Below are 14,694 nucleotides of genomic sequence, written 5' to 3'. Positions count from 1 at the left end.
CAATCAAGCGATTCGCAAGGGGATTTACGCAATGCGTATTATTCTGCTCGGAGCTCCGGGTGCAGGTAAAGGGACTCAGGCTCAGTTCATTATGGAGAAATACGGTATTCCGCAAATCTCCACGGGTGACATGTTACGCGCCGCTGTTAAAGCCGGTTCGGAACTGGGTCAGAAAGCCAAACAGATTATGGATGACGGTAAACTGGTGACCGACGAGCTGGTCATTGCGCTGGTTAAAGAGCGTATTGCTCAGGAAGACTGTCGCAACGGTTTCCTGCTGGACGGTTTCCCACGCACCATTCCTCAGGCTGATGCCATGAAGGAAGCGGGCATTAAAGTGGACTACGTGCTGGAGTTTGCCGTACCTGACGAACTGATCGTTGATCGTATCGTCGGCCGCCGGGTCCATGCGCCGTCCGGTCGTGTGTACCACGTCACCTACAATCCACCGAAAGTGGAAGGTAAAGATGACGTGACTGGTGAAGAACTGACCATCCGCAAAGACGATCAGGAAGCGACCGTACGTAAACGTCTGGTGGAATACCACGAGATGACCGCACCGCTGATTGCTTACTACAGCAAAGAAGCGGATGCCGGTAACACCGCGTACCACAAAATTGACGGCACCCGTAAAGTGACTGAAGTCAGCGCTGAGCTGGCTAAAATCCTCGGTTAATGCCGCTGAGCCAGGGTTCCCCCTGGCTCAATTGCAGCAATTGGTTTATCCCCCGCTTTTTTCCGCTAGAATAAGTCTCGTTTCATCCCCCGACGATGCCGTAAAAAGGAATAACAATGAGGCAAGATAAGCCTGGCGTATTACTGGTTAATTTAGGCACCCCAGATGCCCCAACGACACCTGCCGTAAAACGTTACCTTAAACAGTTCCTTAGCGATAAACGCGTGGTCGACTCTCCGCGCTGGCTATGGTGGCCAATCCTGAATCTTGGGATCCTTCCGATCCGTTCCCCTCGCGTGGCGAAGCTGTATGCTTCCGTGTGGATGGATGATGGCTCTCCGCTGCTGGTCTTCAGCAAGCGTCAGCGCGATGCGCTGGCTGCCAGACTGGATATGCCGGTAGAACTGGGGATGAGCTACGGTAATCCGAGCCTGAAAAGCGCCATCGACAGCCTGATGCAGCAGGGTGTTACGCGTTTAATCGTGCTGCCGCTCTATCCGCAGTTTTCCTGCTCGACGGTGGCCGCCGTGTGGGACGGTATTACCGAGGTCTTTGCCGGTTATCGTAGCTTGCCTTCCGTACACTTCATCCGCGACTACGCTGAGCACCCGGCCTATATTGCCGCGCTGAAAGCGTCGGTGGAGCGTTCTTTTGCGCAGCACGGCAAGCCCGACCTGCTGGTCACCTCATTTCACGGTATCCCGCAGCGTTTTGCCAATGAAGGCGATGACTATCCGCAGCGCTGTTACGACACCTTTAACGCGCTGACCGCGTCACTCGGACTGGGCAGCAGCGAAGCCATGCTGACCTTCCAGTCGCGCTTTGGTCGTGAGCCATGGCTGATGCCTTACACAGATGAAACCATGAAATCACTGCCCGCCAAGGGCGTGAAGCACGTGCAGATTATGAGCCCGGGTTTCTCCTCTGACTGCCTGGAAACGCTGGAAGAGATCAACGGAGAAAACCGTGAAATCTTCCTGCATGCAGGCGGTACGCGGTTTGAGTACATTCCGGCGCTGAATGATGACGAAGAACATGTCACCATGATGCTGGAACTGGTCAACCAGCACCGCTAAAACCGTGGGGCAGCCCTTGTCCCCGGATCGTCACAGAGCGCAATTGTGCTATGATTGCGCTCTGATCCTCTCTTGTAGCCTGCAATTATGAAATTCCCCGGTAAGCGTAAATCTAAACACTATTTCCCCGTCAGCGCCCGCGATCCCCTGCTGCAGCCGGTTCAGCCGGAAAATGATGCAGCGAACAGCTGGATTGTCGGTATCGATCAGATTCTGGTCGACATTGAAGCGAAGGTCGACGATGACTTTGTGACGCGCTATGGCCTGAGCCTCGGCCACTCTCTGGTGATTGAAGATGACGTTGCCGAGGCGCTCTATGCCGAGCTGGTTGCCCATAATCTGATCACTCACCAGTTTGCTGGTGGCACCATCGGTAATACGCTGCACAACTATTCGGTCCTGGCCGATGACCGTTCGGTGCTGCTGGGCGTGATGTGCAACAACGTCCAGATTGGCGGTTACGCGTACCGTTATCTGTGTAATACCTCCAGCCGGACCGACCTGAACTATCTGCAGGGCGTGGACGGGGCGATTGGCCGCTGTTTTACCCTGATTGGCGATAATGGTGAGCGCACCTTTGCCATCAGTCCGGGGATGATGAACCAGCTGCATCCGCAGAGTATTCCTGAGGAGGTCATTGCCGGGGCTTCGGCGCTGGTGCTGACCTCGTATCTGGTGCGCTGTAAGCCGGGAGAGCCGATGCCGGCGGCGACCATGCAGGCGATCCACTGGGCGAAGAAGCACAACGTCCCGGTGGTACTGACGCTGGGCACCAAATACGTCATTGCGGATAATCCGCAGTTCTGGCGTGATTTCCTGCGCGAGCACGTCTCTGTGGTGGCGATGAACGAGGATGAGGCGTTCGAACTGACCGGCGAACAGGACCCGCTGCAGGCGGCAAACATTGCCCTCGACTGGGTGGATCTGGTGCTTTGCACGGCGGGGCCTAATGGCCTGTATATGGCTGCCTTTACCGAGGAGTCCGGCAAGCGCACTACGCAGCATCCGTTACTGCCGGGGGCCATTCCTGAGTTCAACCAGTACGAGTTCAGCCGCGCCATGCGCCATCAGGACTGTACCCAGCCTTTGCGTATATTTTCCCATATTGCGCCCTACATGGGTGGGCCGGAGAAGATCATGAATACGAACGGGGCAGGGGACGGCGCGCTGGCGGCGCTGTTGCACGATATTACGGCCAATAACTTTCACCGTTCCAACGTGCCAAACTCGAGCAAGCACGGGCGCAACTACCTCACTTACTCCTCGCTGGCGCAGGTGTGTAAATATGCCAATCGCGTGAGCTATCAGGTACTGAATCAACATTCGCCGCGCCTGACGCGCGGGCTGCCGGAACGGGAAGACAGCCTGGAAGAGTCTTACTGGGAACGATAAGAGGCATAAGAAGGATTATGCCCGTCATCGGAGCGGGGCGACCGGAAAAGAGGGCCGCCCCTGAAGAGCGTTAAATCGGGCATTCCGCCGGGGTTTCCACCGGACTCAACAGCAGCAGATTCAGCATGCTGTTCGCGATCTCCCGCTCGCCCATCACCACACGATCTGCACCGCGCTCCATGATGTAATCCACTTCATCGTCATAATGTGCGCGGGCGATAATCTCGATATTCGGGCGAGTTTCCCGCGCGGCAGTGACAATTTCCCCGGCTTCATAACCGTTCGGGATCGTCAGCAGCAGCCAGCGCGCACAGTCCAGACGGGCGAGCGCCATCGTGTCACTGCGCGCGGCATTGCCCAGTACGGCTTTGATCCCCTGTGCGCGCAGCGCCTCAACGCGCGGTCGGCTGTTTTCCACCACCACAATGGGAATACCGGCTTCCATCAGGCGGCTGCCCAGCAGGCTGCCGACGCGGCCAAAACCAACAATCACTGCGTGATTGCACAGGTCAACCGGGATCTGTTTCTCTTCTTCAATAGCTTCTTCCATGGTCTGCTCTTCGATGGTTTCTGTTTTTTGCAGATAGCGCTCCAGTACGGCAAACAGGATCGGGTTCAGCATGATCGACAGGATAGCGCCTGCCAGCACCAGGTTACGCCCGCTCTCCGGTAAGATATTCAGTGAGATGCCCAGTCCAGCAAGGATAAAGGCGAACTCCCCGATTTGGGCCAGGCTGACGGAGATGGTCAGCGCGGTGCGTTTGGAGTGGCCAAACAGCATCACCAGCGCCAGCGCGACCAGGGATTTGCCGAAGACGATAATCGCCAGCGCGCCCAGTACCGCCAGCGGCTGCTGGACCAGGATCATCGGGTCAAACAGCATGCCGACGGAAACGAAGAACAGGACGGCAAAGGCGTCGCGCAGGGGCAGCGTATCGTGCGCCGCCCGGTGGCTCAGTTCAGATTCGTTCAGCACCATACCGGCGAAGAAGGCACCCAGTGCAAAGGAAACATCAAAGAATTCGACGGCACCAAAGGCAATGCCCAGCGCCAGTGCCAGCACTGAAAGGGTAAATAGCTCGCGTGAACCGGTGGCCGCGCTGCGGGCGAGGATCCACGGCACCACGCGGCGTCCGACGACCATCATCAGTACCATAAAGGCGACCACCTTGCCGATGGTGATCAGCAGGTCAATCATGATGGCGGTGACGCTGGCATTCCCTTCTTCGAACAGCCCGGCGAGAGCAGGCAGCAGCACCAGCGCCAGCACCATCATCAGGTCTTCCACAATCAGCCAGCCAATAGCAATCTGTCCACGCTGGCTGTCAATCAGCTGCCGCTCTTCAAGTGCCCGCAGCAGCACGACGGTGCTGGCGGTGGACAGGCACAGCCCGAACACCAGACCTGTCATTATTGGCCATCCCAGCGCCCACGACAGCCCCATGCCTAACAGCGTGGCGGCGGCGATTTGTGCAACGGCACCGGGGATGGCAATCGACTTTACCGCCATCAGGTCTTTCAGTGAGAAGTGCAGACCCACGCCAAACATCAGCAGGATCACCCCCAGTTCAGCCAGTTCCGGGGCCAGATTCGTGTCTGCCACAAAACCCGGTGTAAAGGGTCCGGCAAGGACGCCAGCCAAAAGATAACCGACAAGAGGAGAAATGCGCAGACGATTGGCCAGCATACCGAAGAGGAAGGCGAGAACTAAGCCTCCTACGATAGTGGTGATAAGCGGTGTGGTGTGATGCATGCCTGTCTCCTTTGTGTGCATACCCTTGATACGTCAAGTTGCGGAGGCGTTGGCGACAACCGGGTCATTCGCTGACTGTAGCTCCAGGAGACCCGCAGGTTTGCCGTTATCGAGCAACTCAAATCATTCAGAGTGTAATTGTGTCCAGTTGTAAGTTTTTAGTGTATGGCATATTCCGGGATGACGCTTGTCATTATGAGTAATAACGGCAAAAAAAATGATTTACTGAGATAAAGTTGTCAGAGAGTTCGATTTTATACACTTATCAGAGTGTAAGGCAGACATTGCAGGAGGATGAACCGGTGCTAAAAACAGTGATTAGCACCGGGAAGGGACTATTTATGGCGGTTATCAGGCAGGAAAGCCGTAAGAATGCCCAGAAGAGGAAGGTAAGCGCAGATTTGATAGACCAGCTCGATGCCATGACGGTCGGCCACCACCCCCAGCACGGCGGCACCCAGCCCACCCATTCCGAAGGAGAAACCGAAAAACAGGCCGGAAACCATACCGATACGTCCGGGCATCAGCTCCTGGGCATACACCAGAATGGCTGAAAATGCTGAGGCCAGAATAAAGCCTATCACCACCGACAGCGCACCGGTCCACCACAAGTTGACCCAGGGCAGCATCAGGGTAAAAGGGGCAACGCCCAGAATCGACACCCAAATCACCCGCTTACGGCCAATTCTGTCGCCAATCGGTCCTCCCACCACGGTACCGGCCGCCACGGCAAACAGGAACATAAACAGATGGAGCTGGGCATTCTGCACGGAAAGCCCGAATTTATGCATCAGGTAGAAGGTGTAATAACTGCTGAGGCTGGTGAGATAGAAATACTTCGAGAATACCAGTACCAGCAGAATGGTTATGGCAAACGCCACCTGGCGACGCGGCAGTGTGCTGACCACCGGGGCAGCATGGCCTTTAGTCACGCGATTCTGATGCTGATACCAGCGACTGATCTGCAACAGCACAATAATGGCCAGCAGGGCTGCCAGCGAGAACCAGGCAACGTTACCGCGACCGTACGGGGCGATAATCAGCGCTGCCAGCAGGGGGCCGAGTGAGCTGCCCAGATTGCCACCGACCTGGAACAGTGACTGCGCCAGGCCGTGCCGCCCGCCGGAGGCCATGCGGGCCACGCGCGATGACTCAGGATGGAACACGGAGGACCCGGTGCCCACCAGCGCCGCCGCCACCAGGATTGTCGGGAAATTACTGGCCATAGCCAGCAGAACCAGACCACACAAGGTGAACCCCATGCCGACAGGCAGTGACCAGGGCTGAGGATGCTTATCGGTATAGTAACCAATCAGCGGCTGTAACAGCGAGGCGGTCATCTGATACGTCAGCGTGATCAGGCCTATCTGCACAAAACTCAGCGAAAAGTCCTCACGCAGCAGCGGGTAAATCGCCAGAATCAGTGACTGGATCATATCGTTGAGTAAATGCGCCACGCTGATGGCACCAAGCACCTCAAAAGCGGTGCGCCTGACGGGGGGGTGTGGGGAAGAAAGAGTACGATCGCTTGCCATTAATTTAACCTGTCATCGTCTTATGTTTTTATTGTGCGGAGAAAAGCCGTTAGCTTGCCCACAACATAAGCTGGAGTAATTATCTTTTAGAGCTAATCCTGCGGCATAATCAGGCCAGTGTCACAAAAATTATTATTTTCGTTAAGTCCGGGTTGTTCAACAAGGAGGGTCAGAGTGCCAGTATTCAAAAAAAGTTTTGCCAGCGTCATGACGGTGGCGTTATTAAGCGTGCCGCTGATGGCTCAGGCGTGGGTCAAAGATCGCACCTATAAATTTACCGTGTTGCATACCAACGATCACCACGGCCGTTTCTGGAATAACGAGCAGGGCGAATATGGCCTCGCGGCGCAAAAAACCATGATGGACCAGATCCGTTATGAAGTGCAGGCGCACGGCGGGGCGACGCTGATCCTCTCCGGCGGCGATATCAATACCGGCGTGCCGGAGTCGGACCTGCAGGATGCGGAACCTGACTTTCGCGGTATGAACCTGATTGGCTATGATGCAATGGCGATCGGCAACCATGAATTTGATAATCCTCTCTCCGTTCTGCGCCAGCAGCAGAAGTGGGCCAAATTCCCGCTGCTCTCGGCCAATATTTATCAAAAAAGCACCGGGAAACGCCTGTTTGAGCCCTATGCGCTGTTTAACCGCATGGGGCTGAAAATTGCCGTCATCGGTCTGACCACGGATGACACGGCGAAAATCGGCAATCCGGAAAACTTCACTGATATCGTGTTCCACAAACCGGCCACGGAAGCGAAAGCGGTAGTCGAGGCGCTGCGGGCGAAAGAGAAGCCGGATGTGATTATCGCCGCCACACATATGGGCCACTACGATAATGGGCAACACGGTTCCAATGCCCCGGGCGACGTTGAGATGGCGCGTGAGCTGCCGGCTGGCTACCTGGATATGATCGTCGGAGGCCACTCGCAGGATCCGGTCTGTATGGTGAAAGAGAATGTTAAACAGGCCGATTACGTGCCCGGCACGCCTTGTACGCCGGATCGTCAGAACGGCACCTGGATTGTGCAGGCGCACGAGTGGGGCAAATATATAGGCCGTGCGGACTTCACCTTCCTGAACGGTAAGCTGACGCTGGAACATTATGAGCTGGTGCCGATTAACCTGAAGCACAAGGTGAAAAATGCTGACGGCAGCACCACCTGGGTAAACTACACGCCTGAGATAGCGAAAAATCCGGCGATGCAAAAATTACTGACCCCGTTCCAGAAAAAGGGCGAAGCGCAGCTTGGTATTAACATCGGCAGCGTTAACGGGCGGCTGGAAGGCGATCGCAGCAAAGTGCGCTTTGTGCAGACGTCAATGGCGCGCCTGATCCTCGAAGGGCAGATCGACCGCACTCAGGCCGACTTCGCGGTTATGAGCGGCGGTGGCGTACGCGACTCCATTGAGGCGGGGCCGATCACCTATAAAGACGTTCTCAAAGTGCAGCCGTTCGGCAACCAGCTTGTCTATGTTGATATGAAAGGCAGCGAAGTGGAACAGTATCTCGCCGTGGTGGCCAATAAACAGGTGGATTCCGGAGCCTATGCGCAGTTTGCCCGCGTCAGTCTGACGGCCAACGGCAGCGGCGTCAGCGATATCCGCATCAACGGAAAACCGCTGGAAGCTGATAAAACCTACCGTATGGCGACCCTGAGCTTTAACGCGACGGGGGGCGATGGCTACCCGCTGGTGGATAAGCTGCCGGGGTACGTCAATACCGGGTTTGTCGATGCTGAAGTGTTGAAGCAGTATATCCAGAGCCATTCACCGCTGGACGTGGCGAAGTATCAGCCGGCCGGAGAGATCGTCTACCAGAAGGCGGAGGAAAAACCTGCTGAGGCTGAGAAGGCCTCCGTAGAGGAGACGTCCCCGGCGCCGAAGAAGTGGCGCCAGGCGAAGATAGATACCGCAATGCATTAATCGTGTTACCCATGGGGTCGACCTGTTCCGGTCGACCCTGACCCGCCTTACGCCGGGTGACGACGGGCGGCAATAAAGCGCTCGCGCAACTTGTCGTACAGCCAGTTATACACCACGGTATACGGCAGGAAGAACAGGAAGAAGGCGACTTCAATCATAAATGCCTGCCACAGCGAGACGCCGAGCATCCAGGCCGCCAGCGGCAGACCAATCAGGATAAATCCCCCTTCAAAACCCAGCGCGTGCATGATGCGCAGGGCGAGGCCGCGCTTCACTTTGTCACGCGGATACAGACGGTCAAACCCGGCGTTATAAATGATGTTCCATATCATAGCCACCGTCGACAGCATAATGGCCAGTGCGCCCATCTGAAGTAACGGTTTATTCATCACCCAGGCGGCCACCGGCGATACGATGGCAATGGCCAGCACCTCAAATCCTACTGCATGAAAAACACGCTCTTTCAGCTTACGAGCAGACATACGTCCTCCTTAATTCACTCTGACCACTATTTTCCACGTTTTATTTGCTAAGATAAAATGATTATCCATCGAAAAAAGCGATACACCTGTGCGTTACTCACCGGAGTCACTGGAAGCCTTTGTACAGACCGTCGAAAGCGGATCGTTCTCGGCGGCGGCCCGGGCGCTGCGTAAAAGCCAGTCGACCATCAGCACCGCTGTGGCAAATCTGGAACAGGATCTGGGTTTTACCCTGTTCAGCCGCGAGTCGCGTAACCCGGTATTGACTGAAAACGGGCAGCGGGCGCTGGCACAGGTTAAAGAGATCCTGGCTGCTTCAGCCCAGCTGGATGAGCTGGCGATCCGCCTTGCCGGTGAGGTGGAACCGTGCCTGCGGCTGGCGATCTCCGATTTCTGGCAGGCGGATTACCATGAATCGCTGTTGCAGCGCTTTTCCACCCGCTACCCCGATATTGAATTTGAGTGCATGATCGCCGAAGACGCTGACGTTATCGACCTGTTGCAGAGCAACCGTGCGCATATCGGCGTGGTGCGCGTGCAGGAGTATTACCCTTCCGATATCAGCGTGCAGCGCCTGCAAATTGAGGCGCAGATGGCGATTTATCTGCATCAGGACCATCCGCTGGCGCAGCAACAAAAGGTGACAGAAGCGGATCTGAAATCGCTGCGACAGCTGCGGCTGAATACCTGGATTGAACGTTCTCCCGTCCCGGCGGGCAAAATCTGGCTGGCGCAGTCCTACCTGCTGCTGCTGGAGATGGCGGAGCAGGGATTTGGCTGGAGCATCCTGCCGCGCTGGCTGACGCAGCAGTTTGGTCATCAGAAACTGCGCGAGCTGCCGGTGCCCGGCTGGCCGCAAAACATTCAGGTCGATGTGGTGTGGTCACGGCGAACGCCGCCGGGACCGGCCGGGCGCTGGATGATCGATCAACTGCTTGCCCAGCGACCCGGTTAATCACGTTTAGCGATATCAGCAAAACTGGCGTTCAGCAGCCGGGCCAGATCCTGCGGTGACAGTTCAATATCCAGCCCGCGCTTGCCGCCGGAAATATAGACGGTAGCAAACTGCGGTGCCAGATGGTCAATCACCGTTGGCAGCCGTTTCTTTTGCCCCAGCGGGCTGATGCCACCCAGCAGGTAGCCGGTGCTGCGCTGTGCAAACTGCGGGTCGGCCATCTCGACTTTTTTTGCACCCAGTGCTTTTGCCACCTTCTTCAGGTCGAGCTGCCCGGCTACCGGCGTGACCGCCACGGCCAGCGTTTTGTTATCGCCGTTGAGCGCCACCAGCAGGGTTTTATAGACCTGGTCGGCGTTCAGATTCAACTTGCGCACCGCCTCGTCGCCGAAGTGGGTTTCGCTGCTGTCATGCTCATACGGGTGTAATGTAAAGGCGATATTTTGTTTTTCAAGCAGTTTTACGGCGGGTGTCATATCGACTCACCTTGTGTCGGGGATAACAGGGAACAGCCATCATTGATGAAGAAAAGTACTGGCGAAAGTTCACTCTTTGAGCGACAATCTTGCCCGCGTCAGCCTAACCGCTGAGACGATAACTAAAATTCATAAATATGTCCTTATTGACGGGCCGATAGCGATATCGGCCTTTTTTTTATTTCTGCGCTAACAGTCCCGGTAAATTTCCTTCGCCGTACAGGTGCAGTGCGCCGACAGCAACCACATAGCGACCTGGCGGCAGCTGGCGTAAAAACTGGCACCACTGGCGATTGCGCTGGTGCATAAGCAGGTCGTTCAGACTGTTGCTGAAGGTGCTGGGCAGCGCCAGCATTCCGGCACTGCCCGGCGGTGCTTCCAGCCACCAGCTCACCATTGTTTGCAGCAGGCGGGCATTGGTCTGCCAGTGAACAAGCGTATCTTGCAACAGCGGCAGCCCGTTCTCCGGCAGGGATTTCAGCAGTGCCAGCTGCGTCTCCGGCCCTTCCAGTTCAATCACCCTTTTTTGCTGTTCCCGTGCGGCTTTTAACAGCTGATAGTCAATACCACAGTCGGCACGCAGCCCCAGCCGCTGTGCCTGCTGTGCCTGAAGCATCAGTGCCACCTGCCAGGCGGGAAGGGTATCAATGCGCTCCATATCGACGCCAGCTTCTTCACAGTAGCGCTGAAGCAGCGGCAGTTGCGCAGCAGAGAGCCGTTCGGTCAGTGAAGGGCAACGCTCACTCTCACTGAAGGGGGACGCCCCGGCGGTAATATCGGCCTCGACAATCAGCGCATCGGCCTGCCGGAGTTTTTCATTCAGCACGGCGGGCAGCGGCATCATATTGTGCGTGCCCATATGAATACTGCCCACCAGGTGCAGATGGCTGCCCCCCAGACGCAAATCCATCGCCGGATAGCGGTAACTGACCGGCCACAGCCGGCGCCATAATGTCTGAAGCCTGTGCCCAACATTGCCCATGTTTTTCTGCCTCGTCCGGTTAATCACACCATGCTAGCGTGATAACTCGCTGACGGACAGGGCAATAAGCCGCACGCGTGAACAGAATTACGCCTGTGGCGGACGGTAGCGGATCAGGCGATTGGCATTACTAACCACCGTAATCGATGACAGAGCCATTGCTGCCCCCGCCACAACCGGACTCAGCAGCGTCCCCGTCAGGGGGGAGAGCACACCCGCTGCAATCGGAATACCGCAGGCGTTGTAGATAAATGCCCCGAGCAAATTCTGTTTCATATTACGCAGTGTGGCCTGCGCGATGGCTAAGGCATCCGCCACTGTGTTCAGATCCTGACGCATCAGCGTGATGGCTGCGGTTTCGATGGCGACGTCACTGCCGCCGCCCATCGCAATACCGACATCGGCCTGCGCCAATGCGGGGGCATCGTTAGTGCCATCGCCAGTCATCGCCACCTGCTCCCCCTGCTGTTGCAGGGCACGGATCGCCTCGGCTTTTCCGTCCGGCAGAACCCCGGCGATCACCCGATCGATACCGGCTTTGCGAGCGATGGCCCCGGCCGTGACCGCGTTATCACCGGTCAGCATCACCAGCTGGTAGCCGCGTTGATGCAGCCGCTGCAGCGCGCTGATGCTCTCTTTACGCAACGGATCGCGGATGGCGAACAGGGCAACAATTTCTCCTCCTGCCGCCAGCAGCACCGGCGTCGCACCGCTGGCCGCCTGCTGCGCAATCAGCGTGGTCGCGGCATCGGTCACGACCTGCTGCTGTGCCATCAGCGCCGGATTTCCCAGCAGCAGGGGCGTGCCGTCAAGTATGCCGCTGACGCCCTTCCGGGTATTGTACGAAATTGCTCAACATCGGGCAGATCGACCCCTTCAGCACAGGCCAGAATCGCCCGCGCCAGTGGATGGCTGGAATCCTGCTCCAGGGCAGCGGCCTGACGGCAGCCTGCGAGGTTTGCTGCTATGTTCCCGACTTTTTACATCATCTTCGATGATTTCAGCGCAATACCCGGCACAGTTGACGGCGTTGACCAGGTCATCTGGCGATGCCGACCCCAGCACCAGCGCGCTGTGTTCGGCAAGGTTGACCCGAGCCTGACTGACGCCGGCAACCTGTTGCAGGGCATTTTGTACGCGGCTGACGCAGGTCATGCCGCCGATCAGTAGCTGGAAGCTGTCATGGGAAGAGGAAGCGTTCTGCGCCGGAAGCTCAGGCGTTAACGCTGTCAGCGCTTCCGGCTGAGATTATGATTCTGTCAGCGTGTCAGGCTTTGGGTGGGAAACGCCTGCGGCCAGGCTGGCATGATAGCCTGCCTGCTCAACGGCGGCGATCAGCGCCCCGGCGCTGGCCTCCCCGGTTACACGGGCTTCCGTGATGCTCACCTCCGCCTGTTCCACATCATCACGCTGTTCCAGCGTCTCTTTAACCCGTTTAACGCAGTGGCCGCAGGACAAACCGTCCAGCGCCAGAGTAGTGATTTGCGACATATCATGACTCCTGTTGATCCGGTTTGACCCGGAGCGGTTTATAGATTCATTATGGAGGTTAAACCTTCCATCAAGGGGAAGGTCAAGGAGCAAAAATGAATATTAGCGACGTGGCAAAAAAGACCGGTTTAACCAGCAAAGCGATTCGTTTCTACGAAGAGAAGGGCCTGGTGACGCCGCCGCTGCGGACGGATAACGGCTATCGCAGCTACAGTGCTAAGCACCTTGAGGAGCTGACGCTGCTGCGTCAGGCCCGCCAGGTGGGATTTAATCTTGATGAGTGCCGGGAGATGGTGAGTCTGTTTAACGATCCCGCGCGCCACAGCGCCGATGTGAAGGCGCGGACGCTTGATAAAGTGAGGGAGATTGAAGCCCATATCTCTGAGCTTAAACTGATGCGCCAGAAACTGCTTGATCTGGCGGCCAGCTGCCCGGGGGATGACGGCGCGGAGTGTCCGATCATTAACCACCTGGCCGGCTGCCGCCAGCGGGATAAAGCGGACTAAACGGAACGTGGCACGATGCGCAGGGTGATCCCCTCTACCGCGACCACAGTGATCGGCGTGCCGGCAGGGAGATCCTCATCGGCCTGTACGCGCCAGTTACCATCCCCGATCCGCACATGGCCAAATCCATTCACCAGCGCGGTATCCAGCGTCAGCTGGCGGCCCACCATCTGCTGGCCGCGCTGGTTGAGCGTGGAAGGAGGGTGTCGCCGGTCGCGGTGCTTAAGCCAGCGATACCACCACAGCGCAGCGAGAATAGTCAGTGCGGCGAAGCTCAGCCCCTGCCACTCCCACGGCATGGGGACCAGCCACACCAGCAGGCCGACGAGAACGGCTGCCACGCCGCTCCAAAGCAGATAGCCGCTGGTGCCCAGCATTTCTGCTGCCAGCAACAGGCCGCCGAGGCTCAGCCATATCCACCAGGGGTTAGCAAGCAGCTCATCAATCATCAGCGTTTACGCTCCGCACGGCTTTCACCCAGTAACTCACTGATCCCGGCAATAGAGCCCATCAGGCTGCTGGCATCCAGCGGCATCATCACCACTTTACTGTTGCCGGATGAGCCAATATTTTGCAGGGCATCGGTATATTTCTGCGCCACGAAGTAGTTGATCGCCTGGATGTCACCGGCGGCAATCGCCTCGGACACCATCTTAGTGGCCTGCGCTTCGGCTTCAGCACCACGCTCACGCGCTTCTGCGGCGAGAAACGCCGACTGACGTTCACCTTCGGCTTTCAGGATCTGCGACTGCTTCTCGCCTTCAGCACGCAGGATCGCCGCCTGGCGCACCCCTTCGGCTTCCAGAATGTCGGCACGCTTGGTACGTTCAGCTTTCATCTGTGCGTTCATTGAGGCGATCAGTTCTGCCGGTGGGCGCACATCGCGGATCTCAATACGGGTGATTTTAATGCCCCACGGGTTAGTGGCTTCATCGACAATATGCAGCAGGCGGGTATTAATATTGTCGCGCTGTGACAGCATTTCATCCAGTTCCATTGAGCCCAACACGGTACGCATATTGGTCATGGTCAGGTTGATGATCGCCAGTTCAAGATTGCTGACCTCATAGGCGGCACGCGCCGGATCGACAACCTGAATAAAGCAGACGGCATCAATCGTCACGCTGGCGTTATCTTTTGAGATAATCTCCTGCGACGGGATATCCAGTACCTGCTCCATCATATTAATTTTGCGCCCGACGCGGTCCATAAAGGGGATCACCAGATTCAGGCCGGGCTGCAGCGTATTGGTGTAGCGGCCAAAACGTTCAACGGTCCACTGGTAACCCTGCGGGACAATTTTAATCCCTGACCAGACGAGGATCAGGGCCAGAATGATAATGACGGGGATCACAGCCAACATAAAAAATAACCTCCAGATTGTTATTATGAATAAGTCTTTTGGGCGACCTTTTTCCCGCACGCCCTGTCTGATGCGCTG

General features: G+C 56.9%; 15 protein-coding genes and 1 pseudogene. 6 read left to right on the top strand and 10 right to left on the bottom strand.

The features are described from left to right. Positions 1 to 31: 31 nt before the first annotated feature. From adk to ACZ3HG_RS14010, 3 genes are all read left to right on the top strand, one after another. Positions 32 to 676 (top strand): adenylate kinase, encoded by a 645-nt coding sequence (adk, locus tag ACZ3HG_RS14020; RefSeq protein WP_137268730.1) that lies wholly within the window; start codon positions 32 to 34, stop codon positions 674 to 676. A gap of 116 nt (positions 677 to 792) precedes the next feature. Next, the gene (gene hemH, locus ACZ3HG_RS14015) at positions 793 to 1,752 is read left to right on the top strand and encodes a ferrochelatase (protein WP_191933597.1); all 960 of its coding nucleotides are present in this window, start codon (positions 793 to 795) and stop codon (positions 1,750 to 1,752) included. A gap of 87 nt (positions 1,753 to 1,839) precedes the next feature. After that, a complete protein-coding gene (locus ACZ3HG_RS14010) occupies positions 1,840 to 3,144 on the top strand; it encodes an inosine/guanosine kinase (RefSeq protein WP_191933596.1) in 1,305 nt (434 codons plus the stop codon). A gap of 70 nt (positions 3,145 to 3,214) precedes the next feature. Here the strand turns inward: ACZ3HG_RS14010 and ybaL are convergent, their stop codons facing one another. Then, a complete protein-coding gene (gene ybaL, locus ACZ3HG_RS14005; protein WP_191936908.1) occupies positions 3,215 to 4,897 on the bottom strand; it encodes a YbaL family putative K(+) efflux transporter in 1,683 nt (560 codons plus the stop codon). Between the two features lie 335 nt (positions 4,898 to 5,232). Continuing rightward, positions 5,233 to 6,432: an MFS transporter gene (locus ACZ3HG_RS14000; protein ID WP_465333080.1), complete on the bottom strand. Its 1,200-nt coding sequence runs from the start codon at positions 6,430 to 6,432 to the stop codon at positions 5,233 to 5,235. A gap of 174 nt (positions 6,433 to 6,606) precedes the next feature. On the opposite strand from ACZ3HG_RS14000, the gene ushA reads away from it, so the two are divergent. Continuing rightward, positions 6,607 to 8,361 (top strand): bifunctional UDP-sugar hydrolase/5'-nucleotidase UshA, encoded by a 1,755-nt coding sequence (gene ushA / locus ACZ3HG_RS13995; RefSeq protein ID WP_465333079.1) that lies wholly within the window; start codon positions 6,607 to 6,609, stop codon positions 8,359 to 8,361. A 47-nt stretch (positions 8,362 to 8,408) separates the two neighbouring features. Here ushA and ACZ3HG_RS13990 read toward each other — a convergent pair whose 3' ends face one another. After that, positions 8,409 to 8,843 carry a multidrug/biocide efflux PACE transporter gene (locus ACZ3HG_RS13990; protein ID WP_191933592.1) on the bottom strand — a complete coding sequence of 145 codons (435 nt, stop codon included), beginning with the start codon at positions 8,841 to 8,843 and terminating at the stop codon, positions 8,409 to 8,411. Positions 8,844 to 8,931: 88 nt separating this feature from the next. Between ACZ3HG_RS13990 and ACZ3HG_RS13985 the strand changes: the two genes are divergently transcribed. After that, the gene (locus ACZ3HG_RS13985) at positions 8,932 to 9,798 is read left to right on the top strand and encodes a LysR substrate-binding domain-containing protein (RefSeq protein WP_191933591.1); all 867 of its coding nucleotides are present in this window, start codon (positions 8,932 to 8,934) and stop codon (positions 9,796 to 9,798) included. On the opposite strand, the gene ybaK is transcribed toward ACZ3HG_RS13985, so the two are convergent. The 5 genes and pseudogenes from ybaK to ACZ3HG_RS13960 all read right to left on the bottom strand — a co-directional run bounded on the left by ybaK (position 9,795) and on the right by ACZ3HG_RS13960 (position 12,747). After that, a complete protein-coding gene (gene ybaK / locus ACZ3HG_RS13980) occupies positions 9,795 to 10,274 on the bottom strand; it encodes a Cys-tRNA(Pro)/Cys-tRNA(Cys) deacylase YbaK (RefSeq protein ID WP_191933590.1) in 480 nt (159 codons plus the stop codon). The genes ACZ3HG_RS13985 and ybaK overlap by 4 nt on opposite strands. 178 nt (positions 10,275 to 10,452) lie before the next feature. Next, positions 10,453 to 11,256, bottom strand: a complete 804-nt coding sequence (locus tag ACZ3HG_RS13975; RefSeq protein WP_191936905.1) for a TraB/GumN family protein — start codon at positions 11,254 to 11,256, stop codon at positions 10,453 to 10,455. An 87-nt stretch (positions 11,257 to 11,343) separates the two neighbouring features. Continuing rightward, a pseudogene (locus tag ACZ3HG_RS13970) lies at positions 11,344 to 12,200 on the bottom strand (HAD-IC family P-type ATPase); the annotation flags it as partial. After that, a complete protein-coding gene (locus tag ACZ3HG_RS13965; protein ID WP_465333078.1) occupies positions 12,133 to 12,411 on the bottom strand; it encodes a cation transporter in 279 nt (92 codons plus the stop codon). The gene ACZ3HG_RS13965 and the pseudogene ACZ3HG_RS13970, both read right to left, overlap by 68 nt. Before the next feature lie 93 nt (positions 12,412 to 12,504). Further along, complete coding sequence (locus ACZ3HG_RS13960; RefSeq protein WP_423244823.1) at positions 12,505 to 12,747, bottom strand: cation transporter; 243 nt, start codon at positions 12,745 to 12,747, stop codon at positions 12,505 to 12,507. A gap of 95 nt (positions 12,748 to 12,842) precedes the next feature. Here ACZ3HG_RS13960 and cueR point away from each other — a divergent pair, with 95 nt between their 5' ends. Then, a complete protein-coding gene (cueR, locus tag ACZ3HG_RS13955) occupies positions 12,843 to 13,253 on the top strand; it encodes a Cu(I)-responsive transcriptional regulator (protein WP_191933588.1) in 411 nt (136 codons plus the stop codon). Here the strand turns inward: cueR and ACZ3HG_RS13950 are convergent. Together ACZ3HG_RS13950 and ACZ3HG_RS13945 are read right to left on the bottom strand one after the other, a co-directional pair. Then, positions 13,250 to 13,702, bottom strand: a complete 453-nt coding sequence (locus tag ACZ3HG_RS13950) for an NfeD family protein (protein WP_191933587.1) — start codon at positions 13,700 to 13,702, stop codon at positions 13,250 to 13,252. The two genes, cueR and ACZ3HG_RS13950, sit on opposite strands and share 4 nt — an antisense overlap. Then, positions 13,702 to 14,616 (bottom strand): SPFH domain-containing protein, encoded by a 915-nt coding sequence (locus ACZ3HG_RS13945; RefSeq protein WP_191933586.1) that lies wholly within the window; start codon positions 14,614 to 14,616, stop codon positions 13,702 to 13,704. The genes ACZ3HG_RS13950 and ACZ3HG_RS13945 overlap by 1 nt, the downstream gene beginning before the upstream one ends. Positions 14,617 to 14,694: the final 78 nt, after the last annotated feature.

This window comes from Erwinia sp. PME.40.26/001 (assembly GCF_055556675.1).
This window is presented reverse-complemented; position numbering and strand designations above follow the sequence as displayed.